Consider the following 25160-nt stretch of genomic DNA (forward strand, 5'->3'; position numbering starts at 1 on the left):
ACATGGAGATCAAGCCTCAGGCGGTCGTCCTCCCCAAGGAGACCGATCATCTGGAACAGGGGAAGTACGGGCCCGTCTTCCCCAGGACTCCAGCATGTTACGGGTTCACCATCGTCGCGCGGGTCAAGGCCGGCCACGCCGATGCGCTGCGCGAGTACGGCTACGCGCTGGCCAAGGCTCTGGACCAGGATCCGTACCTTCTCGCGCCGCTGAAGCTGCACTACCTGCGCTGGGTTCTCTTCGACGACGACACGCGCTTCATGTATCAGGGGACCTTCGACACCGACTTCGACAAGTACACCGAGGACGCCATCGCGCTGTTCTCGAAGGCGGGTGTGAGTACGGCGTTCGAGCATCTGGAGGGTTTCCCGGAGGATTGGCGGACCAATCCGGAGGCGTTCATCAGATTCGTACGTGAACATCACTGTCCGAGCTTCATCGAGTACGGAGAGTATCCGTACGTGACGGCGGACGAGATCAAGAAGGCGTTGCGGATCAAGGGCGCCCTGTCCGAAATGCTGGACCAGTTGCAGTGAGGGCTGGGCGATGAGCAAGGCTGAAACTGCGCGGACATACAACCAGCGGCACGTTCCCCGGAAGTACACCCCTGCCGGGCGTCGTGTGAGCGTCTACGTCTCGTGGAGCTATCCGGCCGAGGCGGGCCGGAACGCGGCCGAGTTGGACAACCGGTTCTCCACCATGACCGAAGTGCGTCGGGTGGCGTGGCCGGCGTACGAGGACCCGAAGTGGTCGGACCCCTATCGGTTCCAGCAGGGCATCGCAGGATCACTGGAGCTGTTCTTCTGGGCCTGGGTGCCGTTCCAGGACTTCGTCGAGGAGGTGACCAGGCATCCGGTCCCGGTCTACCAGCGCATCGACCAGGCCGGATTCCACACCCCGCTCGATGGGCGGGTGCTCGACGACACGGACGTCCTGTTCGTCTTCGGGCTGGACCACATGATCACCGGGCAGGAGGCGCACCCCGGGGAGATCGAGGCGCTGCGGGCCTTCCTCGCCCGGGAGGACGCCCGTCTGGTCCTGGGGCCCCATCACGACGTCGGTGCGTCGGACGATCTGTCCGTACGGGAGGTGGAGTACCGCCACCACGGCGATCCCCTGGTGCCTCGCCAGCAGCGGTTCGCGACCTATGTCAGGGACTTGATGAAGGGCCTGGACGTGCCGGTCGTCAACCGGTACGGGCTGCGTCCCGCCACCGGTGCGGACAACCGGATCGCTCCTCTGTCGACCGTCAGGGATCTGGACGAGAGGGGATGGCTGCGAGGGGTCACGAACTTCAACTTCCACATGCACCTGCCGCACTACGCGGTGACGACCGATGAGCCGAAGGACATCCATGTGCTGGCCCGGCAGCCGATCGACATGTCGCGGCCCCATCCGTTCACCGAGGACGGGAATACCGAGTTCAACATGTTCCTGTGGATGCCTCCTGGCGGTGACCGCGCGGCAGATGTGTTGCTGGCGGACTCGACGATCTTCAGCACGCTCTTCGGCGCCGACGACAGCCTGCGGCACTTCTGGCGCAACCTCGTCTCGTAGCGATGCCGCAGGGAGGCCGACGTGAGCGCACCCACGGACGTCACACTGGAACTGGACGACATCCAGCGCGGGGTCCTCAGCCCGCGGCCGACCCCGTACGCGGCGACGTACCTGGTCTTCCGCATCGACGACCGCTCCCAGGGGCGGGAATTGATGCGGCGGGCGAGCGCGGCGGCGACTTCCGCCGCCGACTCCTCCAGTCCTCTCGGCGACACCTGGGTCAGTGTCGCCGTCACATACTGGGGACTGGAGGCACTGGGGGTGCCGCGCGCATCGCTGGCCACGTTCGCCTGGGAATTCCGGCAGGGAATGGCGGCCCGCGCACGAGCGCTGCGCGACGAGGGAGCAAGCAGCCCGCAGCACTGGGAGGCACCGCTCGGCACACGTGACGTCCATGTGGTGATCACGGCGATCGCACCCGACCCCCCGCGCCTGGAGGCGGCCATAGACCGCGCCCGGCCCGTCTACGACCGTCTTCCCGGCGTGACGGCGATCTGGCGGCAGGACTGCTACGCACTGCCCACCGAGAAGGAACACTTCGGCTACCTCGACGGGGTCAGCCATCCGGCCGTCGAAGGCAGCGGCATTCCAGGGTCCAATTCGTTGGAAGCGCCCTTGAAGAGCGGGGAGTTCGTCCTCGGTCACCCGGATGAGATCGGCGGTGTCCAAACGCCCCAGCCGACCGTGCTGGGGCGTAACGGCAGTTATGCGGTCTTCCGTAAACTCCACCAGAACGTCGCCGAGTTCCGCCGCTACCTGAGGGACAACTCCACCGGGGCCGAGGACGAGGAACTGATCGCGGCGAAGATCATGGGCCGCTGGCGCAGCGGAGCCCCGCTGGCCCTCTCCCCGGAGCACGACGACCCGACCCTCGGCACCGACCCGCACCGCCGCAACACCTTTCTGTACGAGCGGGACGATCCGACGGGATTCATCACGCCCGGCGGATGCCACATCCGCCGGGCCAACCCGCGCGACGCCTCGGTGGCCGGGGAGGTGCGGCTGCATCGCATGATCCGGCGCGGCGCGGTCTACGGACCGCCGCTGCCCGAGGGGGTGCTGGATGACGATGGAGCGGACCGGGGTCTGATGTTCGCGTTCATCGGCGCCCACCTCGGCCGGCAGTTCGAGTTCGTCCAGTCGGAGTGGATGAACGACGGCGTCTTCTTCGGGGCCGGCAACACGAGGGACCCCGTCGTCGGAGCCGCGGACAGGCAGATCGGCTACACCATTCCCCGGCGGCCGGTGCGGCGCCGCCTCGCCCCGCTGCCCCGGTTCGTCGTCACCCGAGGGGGCGAGTACTGCTTCCTGCCGAGCCTGAGCGCCCTGCGCTGGCTCGGGGACCTCCGCGACTGACAGGGCGGGCAAGCGCCATGGACACCCTGCGTCTCATCCTCAACGCGGTCACCGTCATCCTCATCGCGGCCACCATGTCCCCGCCGGCCTGCGCGCCACCGATCCGGCACTGCGCGGCGTCTTCGCCGACGTCCCCCGGACGTTGCCGGCGCTGATCGCCAACCTGGTGGTCATCCCGGTGCTCGACTGGGGCATCGGTGCGCTGTTCAGTCTCCCCTCGGCTTCCTTCATCGCCCTCGTCCTGATCGCCTCGACCCCGGCGGCCCCTTCGGGGCGAAGCCGGCCGCAGTGCAGCGCGGCGGCGGCGTCGTGGGCGCGGCGGTGCAGGTGCTGCTCGCCTCCATCGGCAGCCTCACCTCCGCAGCCACCGCCAGCGCCATCCTCACCGCCGCCGACATCGGTACCAAGGTCTCCCCCACCGCACAGTCATGGCACCCCATGGCAGCAGTTCTCTCCAACATCACGTTCCTCATCGTGCTGGCTGGCATGCTGCTGGGGAGCCGGCACGACGTCGTCGACCTCTCTTCGGCTCACTCGCCCTGCTCGCAGGCTTCCTGCTCGCCGTCTTCGCCTTCGCCGACCAGCCCGCCGTTCTGGGCGCACCCCCCGCGATCCTCCTCAGTGGTCTTGCGGCAGTCCTCCCGATCGACTACTCCGTGATTCGCCCCCAGAAGATCAACTGCTGAGGTAGCGGTGCAGGGCGCTGGCAGCGGTATCGACAAAAGCCTGGGGGACGGCGTCGGCACCATCAACATGCTCGGCCGGTACTCCTTCCACCTGCCCGACCTGCCCGGTTGCCTGCGCCCCCAACTCGCCCCCGAGACTCCCGAGATCGGTTGACTCGCCGACAGACCGGCGCTGTGATCCAGGGCTTTCATGCATGACTGCTCGCGACGTCGTTACAGTGAGCCGATCGAAAGGATCTTGGATGAGGCGCCGCGACGAAGAGAGCTTCCTCGCGTTCGCGGCTGCGCGTTCGGGTGCGTTGTTCCGCTCGGCGTGTGTGCTGTGCAGCGGCGACGAGCACCTGGCAGAGGACCTGGTCCAGGAGGCCCTGGGCCGCCTCTACGCCAGGTGGCCCCGGATGAGGCAGGTCGAGAATCCTGCGGCGTACGCCCAGACGGTGTTGGTGCGCACGTTCCTTACCCACCGTCGTCGCCGTAGCAACGGCGAGCTGCCGACGTCCGTTGTGCCGGAGCCGCCCGCGCCCGCCGAGGCCGACGCGCCGTTGAGGGTGACCCTCTTGAACGCGATGGGGCATCTGTCGCCCTCGGACCGGGCGGTCTTGCTGCTGCGGTACTGGGAGGACCTCAGCGTCGAAGAAACCGCGGACCACCAACAGCCTGAACTACGGTCCTGGCTGCACGGTGTCCGCAGTCAACGCCCTGACCGGGGTCCACATCGACCACTTCATGGTGGTGGACTTCGGCGGTGTGGTGAGCATGTCCGACGCTGTGGGCGGCGTCCAGGTCTGCACCACCGGCAACGTGTACGACCCGGGCTCCCACCTCAAACTCTCCAAGGGCACCCACACCCTGGTTGGCCGGGGCGCCCTGGAGTTCCTGCGCACTCGGCACGCCTTCGGCACCGCAAGTGACATGGACCGCACCCAGACCCAGCACATCTTCCTCAGCGCCCTCATCCACAAGATGAAGAGCGACAGCACGCTGACCGACCCCACGAACGTCTTCAGCCTGACGGAGGCCGCTTCCAAGGCGTTCGCGGTGGACGACGGGCTCGCCGGCGTGACGAAGCTGGTCACCCTGGCCAACACGCTGGGATCCATACCGGCTGACCACATCACCTTCACGACCATGCAGGCCGCGCAGGACCCCTACAACCCGACCGCCTGGCTGGTGCCGGGGCCGAACGCGCATCAGCTCTTCAACGCGATCGCCAACGACCAGTCGCTGACACCGACCACCTCGTCGTCGAAACCGACGCCGGGCGCCACCGCCTCCACCGACCAGTCGGTGGACCCGTCGACAGTCGAGGTCCACGTGCTGAACGGCACCGGGATCACCGGCCGCGCGGCCGCAGTGCAGAGCGAGCTGGACGGCAAGGGCTACTCCGACTCCGTCCTCAGCCGGGGCCCGACGCCGACCGTGGCCGCGAGCAAGGTGGAGTACCCGACCTCCGACCCGATCCACAAGCGTGAGGCCCAGCAGGTGGCCGGCGTCCTCGGCCTGCCGTCCTCCTCCCTCACCACGACCTCCGGCATCACCTCGATCCACGTCGTGGTCGGCCCCGACCTGAAGCCCGACGGCGGATCGTCGACCCCCAGGCCCCCGGCGAACATCAGCGCGGCGACGACCGACGCCCACACCGAGAACGCCGGCGACACGGTCAAATGCGCTCCGGCCGGCCCGTGGCCCCTGGGCGGCCTCCCCGCCTCCGCCGCGGCCTACCAGGGCCTCACCGTCGCGCAGGCCTATGCGAAAGCCACGAGGAACGGCATCCCGGACTCAGACAAGACCAACTGATCGAGCCGCAGGCAGGCGGCGCGCCTGCGGATGGACCTTCGGGTGGGGGCGTCATCACCCGCGGGCGTCGGCTCGCGCCAGCAGGCTGGTGAGCTCGGCGATCGCCTCCGGAGACGGCTTGAGCAGCGGCGGATGCTCTCCGGCTTCGAGGGCTCCCCGCAGCTTCTGCGCGCAGTCCCGGGGCTGTGACCTGCGGAAACACTGTCCAGGGGCGCCCTCATGGCGGCCACGCGGGTCAACTCCGGGTGGTACTGCCGAAGCGCAGCTTCCATGGGGTGAGTGCGGATTCGAGTTGTACGCTCAGGCTCATCTTCGATGCCCCTTGCACACGTTCCTCGAAGCGGATGGGCACTTCGACGATGGTCAGCCCCTGCCTGACGGTGCGGTAGTTCATCTCGACCTGGAAGGAGTAGCCGTTGCTGCGGATCGACGGCAGGTCGATCGCTCGCAGTGTCCCGGCCCGCCATGCCTTGAATCCGGCCGTGGCGTCCTTCACATGCAGCCGCAGGATCGCGTTGACGTAGAGGTTGGCCCAGGCGGACAGGGCCTTGCGGTGCCACGGCCAGTCGGTGGCGGTCGAGCCGCCTGCCACGTAGCGGGATCCGAGTACGACGGCGGCGTTCTTCGTCAGCAGGGTGTCGACCATGGCCGGGATCGCCGAGGCCGGGTGCGAGAGATCGGCGTCCATCTGGATCACGACGTCGGCGCCCTCGTCCAGTGCACGGGTCATTCCGGCGAGGTAGGCGCGGCCGAGTCCGTCTTTGGCGGTGCGGTGCAGCACGCCGACGGTGTCCGGTGACTCGGCGGCGAGTTTGTCGGCCACCTCGCCGGTGCCGTCGGGTGAGTTGTCGTCGACCACGAGCAGGTGCAGGTTCGGCACGGGCAGGTCCGTGAGCAGGCCGGCCAGGACGGGGAGATTGTCCCGCTCGTTGTAGGTCGGCACGACGACAGCGACCTTCGGGGGTGCGACAGCCATGGCAACTCCTGGGTCAGGGTTCGGGCACGTTCAGCGGTACCGGCGCTCGGCGTTGGCGGAGCGCCGGTCGGGTCCTATTGGCATCGTCGGGCGCCTGGGGTCGATGTGACGGGCAGGCCCGACCTTGCGCTTCTGCCGGCGCCTATGCCTTCTTCCGCCGTAGATCGCGGCCCGCGCTGATGGCCGTGACGGCCAGAAGACCCAGCGTCACAGTCTCGGTGAGGGAGCCGGGGAAAGGAGGGGTCCGGACGGCGGCGAGGAGGCTCTGGCTCGCGGCGAGGGTCAGTCCCGCGCCGATGTGCAACAGGGCCGTGGACAGTCGGCGTGTGGTCGGCAGGGTGGCCGTGCGGGAGATGCGGGCAACGAGGACGCACAGGCGGAGTGCGACGAATCCGAGCGTGAGCCAGTAGTAGGTGACCGCCGCGGCATCGGCGAAGCCTGTGAGGTGTTCGGCCGCGCCGCTCCATGCCGTCAGGCACATGACGGCGACCGCGGCGGTCGGGGCGGCCAGGGTGCGCACTGCTGCGGCGGTCAGGCTGCGGAGTGCTGCGCCGCTCATTGGGGGAAGCGGTGCGGCGAGGCCGATGCCGAGCAGGAGCGGGGCGAGCCACAGGCTGGTGGCGGGGTGGTGGATGTCGGCGGTGAGGGTGGTGGAGGGTTCGGCCGAGCGCAGCAGCAGGCAGGTGGCCGAGGTGAGTGCGAACAGGGCGACGGTCAGGACGCGGCGGGTCTGTCCGGTGAACGTCTCGGGCCAGTCGCCGGGGTGCAGCCACAGTCGCGCGGCCCCCGCGAGGGTGTCGGGCCAGCAGCGGATTCCCGATGCGGACACCTCGTGACGGATGTCCTCGCCCCATCGCTCGCGCACGGCCGGCGGGTAGAGGCGGGTAAGGAGCGTGGCCGCGGTCATGCCGGTGTGATCCCGAGTGCGCGCAGGCCTGCGGCGGAGATGCGGGCCATCTGCTGGAGTTCGGCGCGCAGTTGGTCGCGGCCCGCGTCGGTGATGTGCATGGTGCGGTGGCGTTCCTGGGCTTCTGCCGCCTGGTCCGCGGGCCGGATCAGCCCGCGTCCCTCCAGCCGGGACAGGGCGCCGTAGAGGCTGCCGGGGCCGAGTCTGCGGCCGGTGAGTTCTTCGATCGCCGTGTTGATGGCGTATCCGTGCAGTGGCCCGTCCGCGAGGACGGTGAGCACGAGCATCTGGGCGTCGTTGCTGTGCATGGATCTCCTTGACTCCGGTCGATCCACATAATACGAGCCGCGATACTACTTGTCACGTAGTACGAGACGCGTACTATGACGGCCCATGGAACACGTGAAGGAGAACGGCCGGGCTTCCTCGGCCGTGGTATGGGGGAGCCTCGGCGCGGCCGGTGTGTTCGAGGCGTTGACGGTGCTGGAGACCCAGGACAAGACGGTCAGGGCGGCAAGCCCCTGGCAGGACGACCCGTACGACGTGGTGGTGTCCCTGGCTCAGTTTGCGGTGCCGATGCTTGCGCTGGTGATCGCGTTACGGCTGCTCGTGTGGCGGGCGCCTGGGGGTGCGGACCGGGCGCGGCAGACGGTGCGTGCGGCGGGGGCGATGGTCACGCTGGTCGGGCTCACGGTGGTGTCCGAGTGGGCCGCGGTCATCGCCAGGACGCCTGCCTCATCCTCGGGGACATGGGCATCGGTGCTGATCAGCGGGCTGGTCGTGACCTCCGTACTCACTTTGGCGGCCGCGGTGTTGCTCGTGCGATGTCACCGAGGGCACGGCTCGGCCGGCCCTTGGCGGCATGACTGGCTCGGCGACGCCGTCTTCCTCTGCCGACGGACTCCCGTACTGCGGCGCTGGATCGGCCCGGACGCGGCGGTCTGGGTGCGCCGTCGCGCGATGACGGTGTTCGTCACGCTGAGCACACTGGCCGCGGCGGCCCTCACCAGTGCGCAGGCCGTCGGCGAACGCTGGACGGATCCGCTGCTCATCGCCTGGTTTCTGGTCGTCACAGCGACCACCAACCTCGCGTTCTGCATGATCAGCAACGCGGCCGCCGGATTCATCGCCCGGCCGCCGCGCACCCGGGCCCGCCGTATCGCGGAGGCAGCGACCGTCGCCGGGTGCGTCGCAATCAGCGTCGCGACGGCGTTCCGCGACGCACTGTGGCCGGTGTTCGGGACGGGATCGCTGACGTCCGTCCCAGCTTTGGCCGCCCTCACGCTCGGCGCCGGTCTGGTGACGTCCCTGGTCACGGCTGCTCTCCTGCTCGCGTGCTTCCCGTACGACTCCTCCGGCCTGCGCCGCCGCCGCGGCGCGGCCGCCACCCACCTTCGACGACCAGGTATGCACCGGTGAAAGGCGTGACGATGGAACCGTCCACAGCGCACGAACGAGCAACACCGACGATCCGCGCCCGCGAGCTGTCCAAACGGTACGGCCGCAGGCAGGCCGTCAGCGGGCTCAGCTTCACCGTGGAAGCCGGCGAGATCTGCGCGCTGCTCGGCCCGAACGGTGCGGGCAAGACCTCGACGATGCGGATGCTGGTCGGCCTCTCGTCCGCCGACACCGGCAGCGCGCGCATCCTGGGCGAGCCGGTCGGCCTGGGTGCGGACGTGCTGCGTCGCGTCGGCGTGCTCATCGACGGCCCGGCGTTCGTGCCGCACCTCACCGGTCGTGCCAACCTGCGGCTCCTGTGGTCGGCGACACGACAGGCATGGCCACCCCCCGCTCTGGACGACGCCCTGAACCTCGCAGGGCTCGGCGAGGCGCTCGACCGCAAGGTCAAGGGCTATTCGATGGGGATGAAGCAGCGGCTGATGCTGGCCCAGGCCCTGATGCGGAAGCCGGATGTGCTGATCCTGGACGAGCCGGCCAACGGACTGGACCCCGGCGAGGTCCGGGCCCTGCGCGAGTACCTGGGGGAGCTGGCCCGGGGAGGGGCCGCCGTGCTCGTCTCCAGCCACCAGCTCGCCGAGGTGGAGCAGTTGGCGACCCACGTCGTCGTGATGAACCATGGTCGGCTGATCGCCGCAGGACCGATGGACGAACTGCTCGGCGCCGCCGGCACCTACCGCCTCCAGGTGGACGACACCGAGAAGGGGGCCGCCGTGCTGCGCGCACTGCCCGGCGTCGCGTCGGCCACGACGCAGCGGGACGAGATCGTCGTCACCGCCCCCGGTGTGCTCTCCCGCGACCTGGTGCGCGCGCTCGTCACGGAGGGCATCGGCGTCACGTCCGTGCAGCAGGAGAGCAAGTCCCTGGAAGAGGCGTTCCTGACCATGACCGAAGGAGCCGGTGAGCATGCTGCGCGTTGAACTGACCACCCAGCTACTGCGGATCCGCACGCTCGTCGTGCTCGCCTGTCTGGCCGCCGTCCCCGTGCTGTCCGGCTTTTCGTACGCATCCGAGGCGGGGCATCGCAACGGCCGTCAGACCGGCCTGTTCGGCGCCTCCCCCTACTCCGCACTCAACCACGCCATGGCGAGCATGGCGTTCATCGAACCGCTGCTCCTCCCGATCATGGTGGCTCTGCCGGCTGCCGCGATCGCCTCGTCCGACCGTGAGTGGGGAACCCTGCGCTACCTGTACGTCGCGCCCGTGAGCCGAGCACGCCTGCTGGCGGCCAAGCTCGGAGCGCTGGCCGTGGTGACCTCGATCGCCACCCTGTGCGTGCTCACGGCCGGCCTGCTCGCCGGCGTTGCCATCTACGGCTGGCACCCGTTCCACATCATCGGCGCTCCGAATCTCACCGGCGGCGAGACGGCCACCCGGGTCCTGTTGGCGACCGGCTACTGCCTGCTGTGCATGCTGAGCATCGCAACGATCGCGTTCGCTCTCGGACTCCTCCTGCCCCGCGGCATCGAAGCCCTCGGCACCACCGTGGCCTTTTTGATCGCAGCCAGCCTCTTCAACGGCTCGCGCACCCTGCACGCCCTGCAGGCGGTCCTGCCCGTGCATTACTGGCGGAACTGGACACACCTGTTCGATCCCGCCGGGACCGCCGGCCTAGGCACCGGCATCGTGGTCCAGATCGCCGCGATCGTGCTGGCCACCTGTGTCGCAGTCCTCGTGCTCCTGCGACGGGACCCCGCGGCATGACAACCGGTCAGCCCCCGATGCCCGAGCTCCGCGACGAGTCTCGCCGCTACGTGCCGCGGTCGGCGAGACGATGAAGACCACCGCGCCGACCACGGCCATGCGACGCGCGACTATGCCTCGGCCACGACGATGTAGAACGTCACCGCCGCGAAGAAGGGGCCCCGCTCGAGATGGCTCAGCCAGGCTTCCGCCGCCTGGTCGCTGAAGTAGCCGGCCTCGACGGCACGCCGCGTGGTGCGTTCCAGGCCGAGGATCCTGTCCGCGACCCGGACGTCCCGGAAGACCGGTGTGACAGGGATGACCGTGGGCACCGTGAAGCCGCTCGCGGCCGCCAGACGCGCCAGCTGCCTGCCGATCCCCGCGTTGCGGACCACCCGTTCAACCACATGGCGGGTGTAAGCGCGCGTCAGGTCGCTGTCCGGATGGTCCACGGCCAGGGTCTCCCAGTCGGGCTCGCCCATGACCAGCCGCCCGCCCGGCCGCAGCACCCGGCGGACCTCACCGAGCGCGGCCAGGGGATCGGCGACGTGCTGCAGGACCCGGTCCGTACGGGCACGGTCGACGGTGTGGTCGAGCACCGGCAGGTCGTGAACGTCCGCGTGGCGGACGTTCACCATGGCCTGACCGGCGGTGCGTGCCCTGGCAGCATCCACCATGTTCTGGTCATGGTCGATGCCGGTGACTGCGCCGGCTGAGGTGACTGCTTGGGCGAGCTGCTCGAGGTCGGTGCCGGGGCCACAGCCGAGGTCGAGCACCATGTGCCCCGCACGCAGATCGAGTTCGTCGAGCATCCGCCGCTTGTAGGAGCGGCCGAGATCGCTCGTGGCGAGCCGGTCGAGATAGCTGACGGGATCGGGCTTGGCCGTCTCGAACGCAGATGACGTCATGCGTCCCAGTCAACCAACTGACCGATCAGACGCAGAGGCCGTATGACAAGTTCCAGCCGGTCCGTCGGCTCCCAGGCCATCCATCGTTGCCTTGCCGGCTGCCCTGGAAACCGGCCCGGCGAGTTGCGGCCTGGGCCCGACTTCCCTCCACGCAGGAGAGCATGCGCAAGCCGGTGACGATTACGACTGCCCCTCGCTGCCCCCAGGCCGCCGACCTGTGCCTGGAGGTTTGGGTATGTGTGTGGCTCAGGTGCTCTCCGTCGATGTCCGGGGCCCGAGTTGCACGGTGCGAGTCAGGCCACAGGTGCGTCCTGGGCGTGGACGGCATCGACCGTCGGTCGAGCTCTTGGGAATACGAATCCGCTCTCGATCTTTGAACGCGGTGGCACGGTCGACGTCGGCCCTCTGGCGCGCGGCCGTCCAAGCCCTGTCGAACGAGGAAGTGCGGTGATCACGCGATGCAGGCGGTGCGGTTTCACGAGTACGGCGGGATCGAGGTGCTGCGAGTGGAGGAGGTGGAGCGGCCGGTGCCCGGTCCTGGGCAGGTGCTGGTCGAGGTCCGCGCGGCCGGGATCCAGCCCGGGGAGGCGCACATCCGCACGGGCGCGCTGCACGAACGCTGGCCGGCGGCGTTTCCCTCCGGGCAGGGTAGCGATCTAGCTGGCGTCGTGGTGGAGGCCGGCCCGCACGTCCGGGGCTTCGCGGTGGGCGATGAGGTCTTGGGCTTCACCCACAGGCGGGCCAGCCATGCGCAGTTCGTCGTGGTCGACGACGTGAATCTGGTCTCCCGTCCGGCGGGGTTGGCCTGGGAGGTGGCCGGGGCGCTGTACGTGGCCGGCACGACCGCCTACGCCACCGTTTTCGCGGTGGACCCCGGCCCGGACGACACAGTCGTCGTCTCCGGTGCGGCGGGCGGCGTGGGGTCGCTTGCCGTGCAGCTCGCGCGGCGGCGCGGTGCCACGGTGATCGGGCTGGCGAGCGAGCGGAACCACGCCTGGTTGAAGGATCGTGGTGTCCTCCCGGTCGAGTACGGGCCAGGCGTGGCCGAGCGGATCCGTCAGGCGTCCGGCGGCAGGGTCGACGCGTTCATCGACACCTTCGGCGACGGCTACGTGGCACTGGCAGTGGAGCTGGGCGTGCGGCCCGAGCGAATCAACACGATCCGCGACTGGCAAGCCGCGGCCAAGGTCGGCGCGCGAACCTACGGAGAAGGCGCGGCGGCGTGCGCGGTCGTGCTCGGCGAGCTGGCCCGGCTTGCCGCGCGGGGACAGCTGGAGGTGCCGATCACCCATACCTACCCGCTGGAACAGGTACGAGACGCTTTCCGCGAGCTGGAACAGCAGCACACCCACGGCAAGATCGTGCTCCGGCCCTAGCCGCGGCCACCCGAGGCGACCATCGACCAGGCATCCCCGAACAGGAAGGCAACGTCACCGCCGGCGGCCAGATGACTCCCCATCAACTGGCCGCCAGCGGCGAATTGCAACTGGCCACTGACACCCGGGGAGCTCTCCCAGGAGGTTGAGGTCTGGCAGAGGCAGAATGGGAACTTCCGTGGCGAGCGGTTGGGACGTGTCCGAGTAGCGATCGCATGGCCGGGCATGCTGGGCGCTCGGCGGCGGGACAAGGCCGAGGTGGCCGCGGTGGAGTACCACCGGCCCGACGATCGTTTCGCCCCCCCCCCAGACCAACACCGCCACATTGCCTTGGCCCAAGAACATGCGGCCGGGCAGGCCACCGGTGCCGCGCTCGCCAACGACTTCGCCGCGACCTGGCCGAAGCACTGGCGCGCAACCACTCGATGCCGCAGAGACCACGCAGGTCGAACGCAGTCCTCGCAGAGAGAAGCCGGGGCATCTCCTGAAGCTGGGCAGCGAGCGAGGCGAGAACCTGGGTGCAGAAGTCGCCGAGTCTTTCGATCACCTTCCCTGATAGAGCCCGTCGCTTCTTGAGCATGGCTGTCGATGCCCTATTCCGGATCAGTGTCTTCCTTGAATTGACCCAGATACACAGGGGCTCGATCAAGGTCAACGGCTGCCAGCACATCGGGCAAGAGGGAAGCCATTCTCTTCGGGCGGACAATCTCCGTCGTGGTGGCCAGGTCCGCTATGGACCACCATCGATGCCCATAACGAGCCTCCTCCGTCCTGATGTTCATAGCCTGGGCCTCATCAGGCGTGACGCGGGCCAGGCGGTATTCCTCATACTGGTCAAAGACTTGGCCATCGACACTGAAGATCGCTTGCCGGGTCCAGACGACGGGACTCAATCGCCCAACGACTAGCGCCAGTTCTGTCTCCTCCCAGACCTCGCGCACGGCAGCCTGCGGATAGTCCTCGCCTTCCTCGACAGCACCGCCGACGGTGAACCACCATCTTGCGCCTGACTTGCGCGGATCGCGGCCGCACAGCAGAAGTAGGCGATCGTCGCTGTCTACCAAGAGAACACGAGAAGTCCACCGCTTCGTCAATGCCATGAACGCACATGCTATCTGGAGCTTTCCGCCGGCTCCTCGGCGAGCTGTCGGGATCGAGCGCATGTCGAAGGAGTGCGCAGACTTGGCCCTCCCGTAGAGGGAGACATGGAGGTGGGGTCAGGGACGGCAGCACCCTTTACCCGATCGGCGCACTGGCTCGGCGCACCGGGCTGACGGTCAAGACGATCCGGTTCTGTTCCGACCGCTGCATGGTGACGTCGGCCGATAGCACCCTCGCCGGATACCGCCGCTACGGCCCAGACGCCGTCGCCCGGCTGGCCTCTATCCGGACGCTGCGCGACCTCGGCCCAACGTGATCCGGCGCGTCACGGATCAGGAGCGCACCCTCAGCGACGTTGCCGCACAGCATGCCGCCGCCCTCGACGTACAGATCGACAACTTGCGTCTCCGGCACGAGGTGCTGGCCGTCGTGGCCAGACACAACCTGGTTCGAGCCGGTACTGGACAAGAATGGCGTTCCTCGCACAGGGCTCGGACGTCCCCGCCGCACCCCGGACAGCGTGGGCGACAAGGCGTACGGCAACCACGAGATCCGCACCTACCTCCGCAAGCGCGGCATCCGACATGTCATCCCGAAGAAGAAGGACCACAAGGCCGCCCGCCTGCGCCAGGGTTCACACGGTGGGCGGCCTCCGGCCTACGACAGCGTCCGGTACAAGGATCGCAACACGGTGGAGCGGCCCATCGGAAAGCTCAAGCAGCCGCACTCGCCAAGCCGACTACGCCGACAGGGCCTTGAACACGCCCAGACCGACGCCGGCGCCCGCACCATCGCGCTCGACTCCGACACGGTCCAGGTCCTCAAGCGGCGCCGCGCCCAGCAGGACAAGGACCGAGAGGAGTGGGGAGCGCCTGGGTGGGGACAGGCCGCGACTTCACCCAGGAGAACGGCGAGATGCTCCACCCCGACAACGGCACCCGGCGGTTCGTCGAACTGTACGAGGAGATCGGTCTCCCACCGGTCCGGCTCCACGACCTGCGCCACGATGCCGCGACGCTGGCCCACGCGGCCGGGGCCGATCTGAAGGACATCCAGGAGATACTCGGCCACTCCTCGATCACCATCACGGCCGGCACGTACACGAACCTGCTCCCCGAGGCGGACCTGGCGATCGCCGAGGCGGCAGCCCGGCTCGTACCGCGCGCCCGCGCCGCTACCAAGGACGACGCTCCGGAAGCCCAGGCCGAGGCCATGGCGGCGGAGGCGAACGTGCCGGACGGTACTGATCCGTCCGGAGAAATATCGAGGTCTGCCACCCCGTCCGCTCACGCAAACGGCCCCGGACGAGACGTCCGAGGCCGAATAGGACCCCTCCCTGGGGGATAACCCCCGGGTCAGAGCGGTCATGCGTTGTGCCCCCGGCAGGATTCGAACCTGCGACACGCGCTTCAGGAGTGCGGGTGTTCACCGGCGCGGCCATGGCTCGACCACGGGAGACGTACCCGAACTCGGCGCTCACCTTGACACGTTGGGCGCTACGGCCAGGCCGTCAGTGCCTTGTCCACGATGACCGGGGACCAGCGTGCACCCGGGTAAACCCCGATCAGTACGCGGAGTTGACGTTGTCGATGGAGCCGTAGCGGTGGGCCGCGTAGTTGGCGGCCGCGGTGATGTTGGCCACCGGGTCGGTGACGCTCTTGGCGGTACCGGCGACGTGGTAGGTGTTGAAGGTCGGGTCGATGACCTGGAGCAGGCCCTTGGAGGGGGTGCCCTGCTTGGCGTTGACGTCCCAGTTGTTCTGGGCGGTGGGGTTGCCACCGGACTCGCGCATGATGTTGCGCTTGAGGCCCTCGTAGCTGCCGGGGATGCCCTTGGCCTTCATGATCTGCAGAGACTGCTTGATCCAGCCGTCGAGGTTGTTGGCGGTACCGGCCTTGGCCTGGGAGCCGGCGCTGCTGTCGTGCGAGGACGTCTTGACCACGGAGGAGGCCGACACCTGCGTCGCTTCGGCGGCCTGGGCGTTCGCGGGCATCAGAGTGAGGGCGACGGCCGCCGCGCCGGTCGTGGTGATGCCGGTGAGGGCGAGGGTGCGCAGGCGAGCGATGCGGGTGCGGTTGATCATGGTCATAGAAAAGCAACTCTCCGGCGGGGAAATCGTCGGCACCGGCCGCTGTTCGCGGCGGCGTTGGCTGCCCGCAGGGAAGGGGCAGACCTAGAGGGATTCGCTCGGTCCGTGTTCCGGCTCCCAGCGACGACAGCAATAGTTAGCGGGGGCCAGGGCGGGACGCAATGATGTGACGTACTACCCCACTACGGAGAAAATGTCCAAAATGGGTAGGTTATTAGTCATCTTCCCTGTTCAGACACATATGGGCCTACGGCCGTCTTTAGGATGTGATCCCGCTCTCGTGGGCAGCGTCACGACTCCAGTCCCTCCAGATCGGGTTTTGCAGCGTTCCGGTTCACCCTTGCGGCCCTGTGAGTACCAGCCGGCGGTCGGCGATGACGGCCCCGCCTGACCGGGTACGCGGCAGGATTTCGACGTGACAGGCGTCACCCGTGACGAGGAGGCGGTGGCGCGGCTGGAGACTGGCGCGGTCGACGGCATGGTGATCGGTGGCGCCACCGTGTGGGCCGTCGCCGCGCTGTTCCTGTCCGTTGTGCCGTCCTACGCGGGTGGTCTGCTGTACAGCCGGAACCTGGCCCTGCTGGGTACGGTCGTCGCCGTGATGCTCGCCGCCTCCTGCGCCGGACAGCTCGCCTCCCGACACGGCCTGCGCCCACGGACCGCCCAGATCCTCGGTCTCGTGCTGCTCGCGGCGGGTCTGGCCGCGCTGGCCCTGGCCTTCGCGGCGCACTCGCTGCCGCTGGTCCTGGCCGGTGCGGTGCTGGCCGGCCTCGGGCACGGTCTGGGCTTTCTGGGCGCGCAGACGGACGTGAACGACCTGGCTCCCGGCGAGCGGCGCGGCGAGGTCACCGCGGCCTACTACACCTGCATCTACCTCGGCGTCGGAGGCTCGGTCGTCGGTGTGGGGCTGGTGACCGAGGCGGCTGCGCTGTCCACGGCGGTGTTCATCGTCTCCGCCGTCATCGGCATCGTGGCCGACGAGATCGGCAGGACGTACGGGCGTCTGGATGTGCTGGTCAACAACGCCGGTGTGATGGTCGAAGTGTCCGCCGCCCGGTTGACCGCCGCCGAGATCCGCTCCGTCTGTGAGGTCAACATGCCCGGAGCGGCGACCATGGTGCATGAGATGCTGCCGCTGCTGCGAAGCTCCGCGCACCCACGGATCGTGAACGTGTCCAGCACCACGGCGTCGTTGTCGCTCACCGCAGCCGGCACGGACTTCGGCGGCGACGCCGCCCACCGCATCGCCTACTCGGTCTCCAAGACGGCGCTGAACATGCTCACACTCCAGTACGCGCGGGCGTTCGCCGCGGACCCGGATCTCGCGCACATCAAGATCAACGCTGTGACACCCGGCTATGTCGCGACCGGCATGAGCAAGGGACGGGGCACCCGGACCGTCGACGAAGGCGCCGCGGTCGTCGTCGCGTTCGCAAATCTCGCCGACGACGGTCCCACGGGCCAGTTCCACAACGACCGCGGCCCGGTGCCGTGGTGACGCCGGCACCCTGCGGCTGACGCTCCCTGTTGGCATGGCGAACCTGGCGTGGCCGAAGTGACGATCGGGTACTCGGCCGCCGTCACGGGCACAGGCCGGTGCCCGTCGCGGAAGGCAGGTGGAGGTACCCATGGCTCAGCAAGTACGGGAGATCATGACGTCGGACCCGGTGACGGTGACCGAGCAGACGCCGCTCACCGAGGTGGCACGGCTCATGCGGGAGCGGGACATCGGCGACGTCATCGTCGGGGACGCCGACCATGTGCGGGGCCTGGTGACCGACCGCGACCTGGTGATCAGGGCCATCGCCGAGCATCGCGATCCCGACACCACGGCCGTCGCGGACGTGTGCAGCACCGACCTGATCACCTGCTCATCGCAGGACGCGGTGGACCAGGCGGTCCGGCTGATGCGCGACAAGGCTCTGCGGCGGCTGCCGGTCGTCGACGACGGCCACCTCGTCGGTGCCCTCAGCCTCGGCGACCTGGCCCTCGAGAAGGACCCGGGCTCGGCCCTGGCCGACATCAGCGCCGCTGAACCGAATCACTGAGGGAGCCATTCCGCTCATGGCGGATCGTCGATGATCCATAGCCTCTACGACGTATCCGATCCCTCTACGACGTATCCGACGTGCGCCTGCACGACACGGCCGTCCGCCGCGATGGGACTCGCGGCGGACGGCCGCCTGCCTGACGAGCCGGGCCGACCGGACCGGCTGTAGGTGCTGGAGTGGCTGGCCATTGGCTCGGGTGGCCGCGAGATCAACCACGCCGTCGTGGCCCGTCGCAACGGCGTGGATGCCGACGACATCACGCTGATGTGCCCAGCGGCGCGGTGACCGGATGGGCCCTCCGCGCCGGCCTGCACCTTGCTGTCCGTGCCGCCGTGCCGCAAGCCAGTGCCCACCGGAGTGACGGGCGGCCGCCCGCCTGGCGCGCCGCCGCCGTTCGGGACCGGACGATGCAGAAACTGCCACAAGGCGGCAATCCGCACGACAGCCTTCAGCGACGAGATTCAGGAGGCGTTCTTGGCCACCCGCGTCCACCACCCCTGCCGCAGTCGCTTCACGATGGCTGTCGCGGTCCTGGCCGGCGTCCTTGGTCTGCTCTGTTCCGGCTGCAGCCCCGAGGGGCCGGCTGGCATCGAGGCGGCCTCGGTGCACTCGCCGGGCGTGAACTGGACGGCGGTGCAACAGGCCATCGGCACGAAGCTGGCCACTGAGGACGGCGGTGTACACACCGCCGAATGGCTGCGCACCGACCTGCACGTGGTCAACGCGGGCATCACCGAGAGCCCGGGGATGGAACTCGGCGCCGAGGCGTCTTTCCACGAGACGTCGCCCGGCAAGGTGGTCGTGATCGGTGAAGCCACCCTCACCCAGGACGAACTGAGCAAAGTGGCCGACCGCCTGCAACAGGGCAGCGTGGAGATCACCGCGATCCACAAGCACCTCCAGGCGGAGTCCCCCCGCCTGTGGTGGCTGCACTACGCCGCCTACGGCGAGCCGGTGCCCCTCGCGCACGCCGTGCACGCCGCGCTGGCCGCCACCGGCATCCCCGCACACCAGCCGAGCGAGACTCAGTCCGCGCTCGCGTTGGACACGGCCGCACTGGACCGTGTCATCGGCACCAAGGGCGAGAACGAGCACGGCACCTACCACTTCCACGTCCCCGTGGCCCAGAAGGTGACCGACACCCGGGCCCAGGTGACCCTGCCGTACCTGATGGAGGCATCCACCCTCCTGATGTTCCAGCCGCTGGGCGCAGGCCGCGCGGCCGTCAACGGTGACTTCGCCATGACGGCCGAGCAGGTCAACCCGGTGATCAAGGCACTACGCTCGGGGGGCATCACGATCATCGAGCTGCACAATCACATGCTCCACGAGCAACCCCGCCTGTTCTACCTGCACTTCTGGGCAACCGGGCAGGCCACCGCCCTGGCCCACAGCCTGCGTGCGGGTCTTGACGAACTCCACGCACCCCGCACCTGAGCGGCCCGCGACCACACCCCCGACTCCCGCAGTCCGGTACGCAGTCCGCCTGCCACACCCTCTCGATATCTGTAAAGGAGCGCCCTGACATGACTGTCGTTCAGGAGAACACCGTCGCCGTTCTCGCCGAGATCGTGCACGAGATCGCCGGGATCCCGGCGGAGGATGTCCAGCCGGACAAGTCGTTCACCGATGATCTGGACATCGACTCGCTGTCCATGGTCGAGGTCGTTGTCGCTGTCGAGGAGCGCTTCGACGTCACGATCCCGGACGAGGTCGTCAAGAGCCTCCAGACCGTCGGCGATGCTGTCGCCTACATCCTCAGCCACCGGACCTGAGCCGCCGTTCTGCGCCGGCGAGGTTCACGCTGGGGTCGAAGGCGTCCGAAGCCCCTGACGACACGGCCTTGGTCTTCAGGCGAGTGGCTCCGTGGCATCCGGCCACGGAGCTTCCGCAAAAGCCTGTTGGCGGACCACGGTGTCCATTGCTAGTTTTCCGGAGGCCGTGCCAGAGAAGGAGGAGGTGGTACCCGTGAACGCAGTATCGACATGGGTGCTCCCCTCCGGGGTCACGGTCGGGCGATAGGTCGTCCGGGAGCGCCGTTCAGGAGCACTCCCGAAAGGCACGACCGTGCGACTCACTTCTGAGCAGCGCCTCGACGACGGTGTCCTCGAACGCGAATTCACCCTCGGCGAGATCCCCGGCATCCTGTGGACGCCTGGATCCGCACCGGCCCCGCTGATCCTGATCGGCCACAACGGCGGCTTGCACAAGGGGGAACCCCGGCTGGTGGCCCGGGCCCGGCACTTCGCGGCGGAGTACGGCTTCGCGGTGGCCGCCATCGACCACCCCGGGCACGGTGCCCGGCCCCGTTCCGCCGTCGATGATCAACACCGCGCCGACCTCCGCCGGGCGATGCAGGCCGGCGAGCCGGTCGACGAGATCGTCGACGCCTTCATCGTCCCGCTGGTCGAAAGGGCGGTCCCGGAATGGCGGACCACCCTGGACGCCCTCCTTTCGCTGCCCGAGATCGGCGGCCCGGTCGGGTACTCGGGGATGACCGCCGTCGGCATTCGGCTGGCGGTGGTCGAGCCGCGCATCTCGGCCGCCGGCTTCTTCGCCGGGGGTTTCGTGCCCGGCGCCCTGCGCGAGGAGGCCCGGCAGGTCACCGTTCCGCTGCTGTTCCTGCTGCAGTGGGACGACGAAGGGAACCCCCGGCAGCGGGCCCTGGACCTGTTCGACGCCTTCGGCACCAAGGAGAAGACGCTGCACGCCAATCTGGGCGGGCACGCCGGCACCCCGTGGTTCGAGGTGGACGACGGGGCCCGGTTCTTCGCCCGGCATCTGAAGTGAGGCCGGGCCGTCAGGCCGGCAGCAGACGGTAGGCGGCGTCGGCCAGGATGCCGCTCATCGAGGACAGGGTCCCGCTCCCTCGATGGCGGTGGCCGGCAGCCGCACAACCGCCCCGACCGCGGCGGTACCGGCCGTTCGGGGCGGCGCTCGGCCACCAGTGCCCGGGCCGGGCCGGTTCGCGGAACGCATATCAGCCGCGAGGAAGGCCCCCGATCCGGCTCCCGGTCACCTACACAGAGCCCTCTTGAGCCACGGGGTACCTGCAGCGGACGGCAACGGCCGCGATGTCGTCGTCGAGCCTTCCCCCGCTGTAGTGGAGCAGATCCTGGTGCAGCTGGTCCAGCAGCTCACGGGGCGCTGCCGGGCCGAGCTGCCGCATCCACTCCGGCAGCGGGAAGAACGTGCCGGTGCGGTCCCGGGTCTCGGTCACGCCGTCGGTGTAGAGCAGCATCTGGTCGCCCGAGGCAAAGGTGATGGTGTCGACGTGGTAGTCGTCTCCTAGGAGCGCCGCGAGATTGAGGGGCGGCGAGGGAACGGTGGGCTCAAGGACGCGGATCTCTCCGTTGTGCATCAGCAGGGGTGGGGGATGCCCGCAGTTGAGGATCTTCGCATGCCCACCGCCGTACGGGATCTCGGCGATCAGAGCGGTGGCGAAGTGCTCCGGCTGGTCCGGGTCGAGGATCGCGACGCTGTAGCGGCACATGCTGGTCTCCAGGCGGTGGATGATGCCCCTCAGGTCGGGCTGGTCGTACGCGTTCTCCCGGAAGCAGTTGATCACCGCGGAGGCCGCTCCCACCGCCGACAGTCCCTTGCCGCGCACGTCACCGATGAGCAGCCGAACCCCGTACGGCGTGTCGGCCACCTCATAGAAGTCGCCCCCGATCCGGGCCTGCTCCTGGGCCGCCAGATACAGCGACTCGATCTCGACGTGCTGGACCCGGCGCGGCAGCGGGCGCAGCAGCACTTGCTGCGCCGCGTCGGCGACGAGCCGGATCTGGAAGAGTGTCTCCTCTCGCTGGAGTCGGAGATGGCTCGTATAGGCGGCCGCCAAAGTGACCGCAACGATCGCAGCCGCCGTGTAGGGCGTTCCCAGATCGGAGTAGACGAGGCTGAGCCCGATCATGACCAGCAGGCAGAACGCCCCCAGCAGGATCGTCGAGAGCACGGGCCACATCGCGGCGGCGAGGGCGGGTGCGGCCGGCAGGAGACGGCTGAAGGCGATCTCCCTGGGGGTGGCGAAGGCCAGGGCGGCGATGAGGACGGTGAGAAGCACGGGGGACAGCAGTACGGGCTCGGGTCGGCCACCGTACAGAGGGCGGTGACGTCGAGGCCGTCCTGTCCTGATCATAAGAGGTATCTTAATGGGGCATAACGGGCTTCGTGCCGTGCGACGGGATGGATCAGCGTCGGCCTCTCCCCGGTGGTGTTATCAAGGGTGTATGGAGGTATTTTCCGGGCGTCCTAGGAGCCCGGAACGTCATCCGCCCGCCGGACGCTCACGCGAACGTCGCGCTCCCGTGCTGGACCTGCGCAGTGCGGCCGGTCAGGTGTTCCTTCTCCAGGTCTTGATCGTGGTTCTGCTGGTCGTGGCCGCGGTGGGGGCCACGGTGCTCCAGACGGCGCGTGACGCTCTGCAGCTGGGGCGACGGGAGTCGGTCGTTGCGGCCCAGTCGTTCGCGAGTGCTCCTGGCGTGGCCGCCGCGCTGCAGAGCCGCGATCCGACGGCATTGCTCCAGCCTCGGGCAGAGGCGGCGCGGAAGCGTGCGGGTGTGGATTTCGTCGTCGTCATGAACACGAAGGGGATTCGCTACACGTATCCCTATCCGCGGGAGATCGGTAAGAAGTTCGTCGGCACCATCGCACCGGCGCTGCAGGGCCGTACCGTCGTCGAGCAGGCCGGCGGGCCGCCACTGCCCGCGGGCAAGGGGACGGCCGTGCAGGCGGTGGTCCCGGTGACCGACGCGCACGGCAAAGTGGTCGGCCTGGTCTCCGCCGGAATCACGGTCAAAGCCGTCGCGGGACTCTGGCTGCCCCAGCTCCCGATCATGCTGGGCACCGGTGCGGCCGCGTTGGCGCTGGCCGTGACGGGAACGACGCTGGTGTCCCGGCGGCTGCGGCGGCAGACGCACGGCCTGGCCCCGGAGGAACTGGCGCAGCTGTACGAGCACCACGACGCGGTTCTGCACGCGGTGCGGGAAGGAGTGCTGATCACCGGCGCCGACGGACGGCTGATGCTGGCCAACGACGAGGCGACACAGCTGCTCGGACTGCCCGCGGACGCGCGGGGGCGCCCGGTGCGGGAGCTGGGACTGCCGGAGCCGATCATGGGTCTGCTGACGTCGCCGGAGTCGGTCACCGATGAGGTCCGTCTCGCGGGGGACCGCTTGCTGGCGGTGAACAAACGGCCGACGTACCCGCAGGCCGGCCGGGGAGGCAGCGTGGTGACCCTGCGGGACACCACGGAGCTGGCGGCGGTCACGGGGCGGGCCGAGGTCGCGCGGGAGCGGCTGAAGCTGCTCTATGAGGCGGGGGTGGCGATCGGGACCACGCTGGATGTGGAGCGTACGGCCCAGGAGCTGGCCGACGTGGCGGTGCCGCAGTTCGCCGACCTCGTGACGGTGGATCTGCTCGAAGCGGTGCTGCGGGGGTGGGAGCCCACGGCGGAGGGCTGGCGGCATCTGCGCCGGGCGGCGATCGGCGGCGAACAGCGGATGATGCCGGTGTATCCGCTGGGCGAAGTGATCACGTTCGCCCGCCGAACGCCGCAGATGCGGGCACTGCAGGAGCGAAGGGTCTTGGTGGAGGCGGATCTGCGGCAGGCGCACGGCTGGCGGGAACAGGATCCGGAGCGCGCCAGGAAGGCCCTGGAGTGCGGGTTGCGGTCGCTGATGGCCGTACCGCTGCGGGCACGGAACGTGCCGCTGGGCGTGGCCAACTTCTACCGGACGGCGGATTCCCCGTCATTCGAGCCGGAGGACCTCTCCTTCGCGGAGGAACTGGCCGCGCGGGCGGCGGTGGCCCTGGACAACGCCCGGCGGTTCACCCGGGAGCACGCGATGGCGGTGACGCTGCAGCGCAGCCTGCTCCCGCGGAGGCAGCCGGAGCAGGACGCACTGGAGGTGGCCTGGCGGTATCTGCCCGCGGAGGCGGGCGTGGGCGGGGACTGGTTCGACGTCATCCCGCTGACGGGTACTCGAGTGGCTCTGGTGATGGGTGACGTCGTCGGTCACGGGCTGCACGCGGCGGCGACGATGGGCCGGCTGCGCACCGCGGTGCACAACTTCTCCACCCTGGACCTGCCCGTGGACGAGGTGCTCGGGAACCTGGACGACCTGGTGGTCCGCATGGACAACGAGGAGAACACGGGCGACGCCGCGGACCGCCACGAGGGCGCGGGGGTGACCGGAGCGACCTGTCTGTATGCGGTCTACGACCCGGTGGCGGAGACCTGCACGATGGCCCGTGCGGGGCACCCCGAGCCGGTGGTGGTGCGGCCGGACGGGACGGTCATGTGTCCTGCCGTGCCGGCCTCCGCGCCCCTCGGTCTGGGCGGCTACCCCTTCGAGGCCGTGGATGTGTCCCTGCCGGAGGGTTCACAACTGGTGCTGTTCACCGACGGCCTCGTCGAGGACCGCACCCACGACATCGACGTCGGGATGAAGAGGCTGCGCCGGGCCTTGGCCGGGTCCGGGAACCGCACGCCGGAGGAGACGTGTCAGACGGTGATCGACGCGCTGAAGCCGTCGCACTCCTGCGACGACATCGCTCTGCTGACGGCACGCACCCGGAAGTTCCCGTCCTCGGGTGTGGCCGAGTGGGACGTGCCACCGGACCCGGCGCTGGTTCCCGCGGTACGGGCGCGCTGCCGGGAGACATTGCTGGAGTGGGGGCTGGAGGAGTCCGCGTTCGCCACGGAGCTGATCGTCAGCGAGTTGGTCACGAACGCGATCCGGTACGGCTCGCCGCCGGTCGCCGTACGGCTGCTGCGCGGACGCTGTCTGATCTGCGAGGTGTCGGACGGCAGCGGCACCTCGCCGCGCCTGCGGCGCGCGGCGACCACGGACGAAGGCGGACGAGGGCTGTTCCTGGTGGCGCAGTTCGCCCAGCGATGGGGAACGCGGTACACCATCCGCGGCAAGGTCATCTGGACGGAACAGGTTCTTCACGACGGCACGTCCGCCGCCGAGGGCCTGGCACCGGTCGACTTCCTTCTCGACCAGTTCGACCTCGACCAGTTCGATGATCTCGGCTTGTGAGCCGAACTGACCACCGGATCGGCGCGCGCTCGGCATGCCTGTGTGCGTGGCCGCTTCGGCGGTGCTCCCATACGGACGGAGGCACCGAGATTTGGGACACGTTTTACGCGACGTACGCAACTGTGCCCGGCCCCTCGCTGTCTGACAGGGAGTCGGGCCCGTCAGGGCT

Annotated in this window: 24 protein-coding genes and 3 pseudogenes; 20 read left to right on the forward strand and 7 right to left on the reverse strand. The window is 69.0% G+C overall.

Annotated features, from left to right (window positions below; genetic code table 11):
* Positions 1-2: 2 nt before the first annotated feature.
* From ACWCQS_RS40765 to ACWCQS_RS40795, 7 genes and pseudogenes are all read left to right on the forward strand, one after another.
* Entirely contained in the window at positions 3-536 is a 534-nt protein-coding gene (locus ACWCQS_RS40765; RefSeq protein ID WP_451009180.1) for a hypothetical protein, read from the forward strand.
* Between the two features lie 10 nt (positions 537-546).
* Positions 547-1557 (forward strand): hypothetical protein, encoded by a 1011-nt coding sequence (locus ACWCQS_RS40770; protein WP_451009181.1) that lies wholly within the window; start codon positions 547-549, stop codon positions 1555-1557.
* A gap of 21 nt (positions 1558-1578) precedes the next feature.
* On the forward strand, positions 1579-2913 hold the full coding sequence (locus tag ACWCQS_RS40775; RefSeq protein WP_451009182.1) for a Dyp-type peroxidase: 1335 nt from the start codon (positions 1579-1581) through the stop codon (positions 2911-2913).
* Between the two features lie 288 nt (positions 2914-3201).
* Positions 3202-3573, forward strand: coding sequence for a hypothetical protein (locus ACWCQS_RS40780; RefSeq protein ID WP_451009183.1), 372 nt, complete (start codon positions 3202-3204; stop codon positions 3571-3573).
* A 33-nt stretch (positions 3574-3606) separates the two neighbouring features.
* The gene (locus ACWCQS_RS40785) at positions 3607-3753 is read left to right on the forward strand and encodes a hypothetical protein (protein WP_451009184.1); all 147 of its coding nucleotides are present in this window, start codon (positions 3607-3609) and stop codon (positions 3751-3753) included.
* A gap of 88 nt (positions 3754-3841) precedes the next feature.
* Positions 3842-4243 (forward strand): annotated as a pseudogene (locus ACWCQS_RS40790) (sigma factor); the annotation flags it as partial.
* Between the two features lie 13 nt (positions 4244-4256).
* A complete protein-coding gene (locus ACWCQS_RS40795; RefSeq protein ID WP_451009226.1) occupies positions 4257-5396 on the forward strand; it encodes an LCP family protein in 1140 nt (379 codons plus the stop codon).
* Positions 5397-5631: 235 nt separating this feature from the next.
* Here ACWCQS_RS40795 and ACWCQS_RS40800 read toward each other — a convergent pair whose 3' ends face one another.
* From ACWCQS_RS40800 to ACWCQS_RS40810, 3 genes are all read right to left on the reverse strand, one after another.
* Positions 5632-6372, reverse strand: a complete 741-nt coding sequence (locus ACWCQS_RS40800; protein WP_451009185.1) for a polyprenol monophosphomannose synthase — start codon at positions 6370-6372, stop codon at positions 5632-5634.
* A 142-nt stretch (positions 6373-6514) separates the two neighbouring features.
* A complete protein-coding gene (locus tag ACWCQS_RS40805; protein WP_451009186.1) occupies positions 6515-7279 on the reverse strand; it encodes a hypothetical protein in 765 nt (254 codons plus the stop codon).
* A complete protein-coding gene (locus ACWCQS_RS40810; protein WP_451009187.1) occupies positions 7276-7587 on the reverse strand; it encodes a PadR family transcriptional regulator in 312 nt (103 codons plus the stop codon). Before ACWCQS_RS40810 ends, ACWCQS_RS40805 begins: the two co-directional genes overlap by 4 nt.
* Before the next feature lie 85 nt (positions 7588-7672).
* Between ACWCQS_RS40810 and ACWCQS_RS40815 the strand changes: the two genes are divergently transcribed.
* The 3 genes from ACWCQS_RS40815 to ACWCQS_RS40825 are packed head-to-tail and all read left to right on the forward strand — an operon-like array spanning position 7673 to position 10441.
* Positions 7673-8698 (forward strand): hypothetical protein, encoded by a 1026-nt coding sequence (locus ACWCQS_RS40815; protein ID WP_451009188.1) that lies wholly within the window; start codon positions 7673-7675, stop codon positions 8696-8698.
* 11 nt (positions 8699-8709) lie between these two features.
* A complete protein-coding gene (locus ACWCQS_RS40820; RefSeq protein ID WP_451009189.1) occupies positions 8710-9657 on the forward strand; it encodes an ABC transporter ATP-binding protein in 948 nt (315 codons plus the stop codon).
* Positions 9644-10441: an ABC transporter permease gene (locus tag ACWCQS_RS40825; protein WP_451009190.1), complete on the forward strand. Its 798-nt coding sequence runs from the start codon at positions 9644-9646 to the stop codon at positions 10439-10441. The genes ACWCQS_RS40820 and ACWCQS_RS40825 overlap by 14 nt, the downstream gene beginning before the upstream one ends.
* 110 nt (positions 10442-10551) lie before the next feature.
* On the opposite strand, the gene ACWCQS_RS40830 is transcribed toward ACWCQS_RS40825, so the two are convergent.
* Positions 10552-11328 (reverse strand): methyltransferase domain-containing protein, encoded by a 777-nt coding sequence (locus ACWCQS_RS40830; protein WP_451009191.1) that lies wholly within the window; start codon positions 11326-11328, stop codon positions 10552-10554.
* 458 nt (positions 11329-11786) lie between these two features.
* Here ACWCQS_RS40830 and ACWCQS_RS40835 point away from each other — a divergent pair, with 458 nt between their 5' ends.
* Complete coding sequence (locus tag ACWCQS_RS40835) at positions 11787-12704, forward strand: NADP-dependent oxidoreductase (RefSeq protein WP_451009192.1); 918 nt, start codon at positions 11787-11789, stop codon at positions 12702-12704.
* 593 nt (positions 12705-13297) lie between these two features.
* Here ACWCQS_RS40835 and ACWCQS_RS40840 read toward each other — a convergent pair.
* On the reverse strand, positions 13298-13804 hold the full coding sequence (locus ACWCQS_RS40840; RefSeq protein ID WP_451009193.1) for an NUDIX hydrolase: 507 nt from the start codon (positions 13802-13804) through the stop codon (positions 13298-13300).
* Between the two features lie 143 nt (positions 13805-13947).
* On the opposite strand from ACWCQS_RS40840, the pseudogene ACWCQS_RS40845 reads away from it, so the two are divergent.
* The 3 genes and pseudogenes from ACWCQS_RS40845 to ACWCQS_RS40855 form a co-directional block, all read left to right on the forward strand.
* Positions 13948-14291: pseudogene (locus ACWCQS_RS40845) on the forward strand (MerR family transcriptional regulator); the annotation flags it as partial.
* Positions 14173-14544, forward strand: a pseudogene (locus tag ACWCQS_RS40850) (transposase); the annotation flags it as partial. The pseudogenes ACWCQS_RS40845 and ACWCQS_RS40850, both read left to right, overlap by 119 nt.
* Positions 14545-14681: 137 nt before the next feature.
* Positions 14682-15152 (forward strand): tyrosine-type recombinase/integrase, encoded by a 471-nt coding sequence (locus tag ACWCQS_RS40855; protein WP_451009194.1) that lies wholly within the window; start codon positions 14682-14684, stop codon positions 15150-15152.
* Between the two features lie 217 nt (positions 15153-15369).
* Here ACWCQS_RS40855 and ACWCQS_RS40860 read toward each other — a convergent pair whose 3' ends face one another.
* Positions 15370-15894: a transglycosylase SLT domain-containing protein gene (locus tag ACWCQS_RS40860; protein ID WP_451009195.1), complete on the reverse strand. Its 525-nt coding sequence runs from the start codon at positions 15892-15894 to the stop codon at positions 15370-15372.
* 415 nt (positions 15895-16309) lie between these two features.
* Between ACWCQS_RS40860 and ACWCQS_RS40865 the strand changes: the two genes are divergently transcribed.
* From ACWCQS_RS40865 to ACWCQS_RS40885, 5 genes are all read left to right on the forward strand, one after another.
* A complete protein-coding gene (locus tag ACWCQS_RS40865) occupies positions 16310-17392 on the forward strand; it encodes an SDR family NAD(P)-dependent oxidoreductase (RefSeq protein ID WP_451009196.1) in 1083 nt (360 codons plus the stop codon).
* Between the two features lie 130 nt (positions 17393-17522).
* Positions 17523-17942 carry a CBS domain-containing protein gene (locus tag ACWCQS_RS40870; RefSeq protein WP_451009197.1) on the forward strand — a complete coding sequence of 140 codons (420 nt, stop codon included), beginning with the start codon at positions 17523-17525 and terminating at the stop codon, positions 17940-17942.
* Positions 17943-18419: 477 nt separating this feature from the next.
* Positions 18420-19382: a DUF1259 domain-containing protein gene (locus ACWCQS_RS40875; RefSeq protein ID WP_451009198.1), complete on the forward strand. Its 963-nt coding sequence runs from the start codon at positions 18420-18422 to the stop codon at positions 19380-19382.
* A gap of 89 nt (positions 19383-19471) precedes the next feature.
* Positions 19472-19720, forward strand: a complete 249-nt coding sequence (locus ACWCQS_RS40880; RefSeq protein ID WP_451009199.1) for an acyl carrier protein — start codon at positions 19472-19474, stop codon at positions 19718-19720.
* Positions 19721-20012: 292 nt separating this feature from the next.
* The gene (locus ACWCQS_RS40885) at positions 20013-20735 is read left to right on the forward strand and encodes a dienelactone hydrolase family protein (protein WP_451009200.1); all 723 of its coding nucleotides are present in this window, start codon (positions 20013-20015) and stop codon (positions 20733-20735) included.
* Positions 20736-20964: 229 nt separating this feature from the next.
* On the opposite strand, the gene ACWCQS_RS40890 is transcribed toward ACWCQS_RS40885, so the two are convergent.
* Positions 20965-22083, reverse strand: coding sequence for a PP2C family protein-serine/threonine phosphatase (locus ACWCQS_RS40890; protein ID WP_451009201.1), 1119 nt, complete (start codon positions 22081-22083; stop codon positions 20965-20967).
* Between the two features lie 91 nt (positions 22084-22174).
* On the opposite strand from ACWCQS_RS40890, the gene ACWCQS_RS40895 reads away from it, so the two are divergent.
* Entirely contained in the window at positions 22175-24991 is a 2817-nt protein-coding gene (locus tag ACWCQS_RS40895; RefSeq protein WP_451009202.1) for a SpoIIE family protein phosphatase, read from the forward strand.
* Positions 24992-25160: the final 169 nt, after the last annotated feature.

The sequence above is a fragment of the Streptomyces sp. NPDC002076 genome (genome assembly GCF_053593835.1).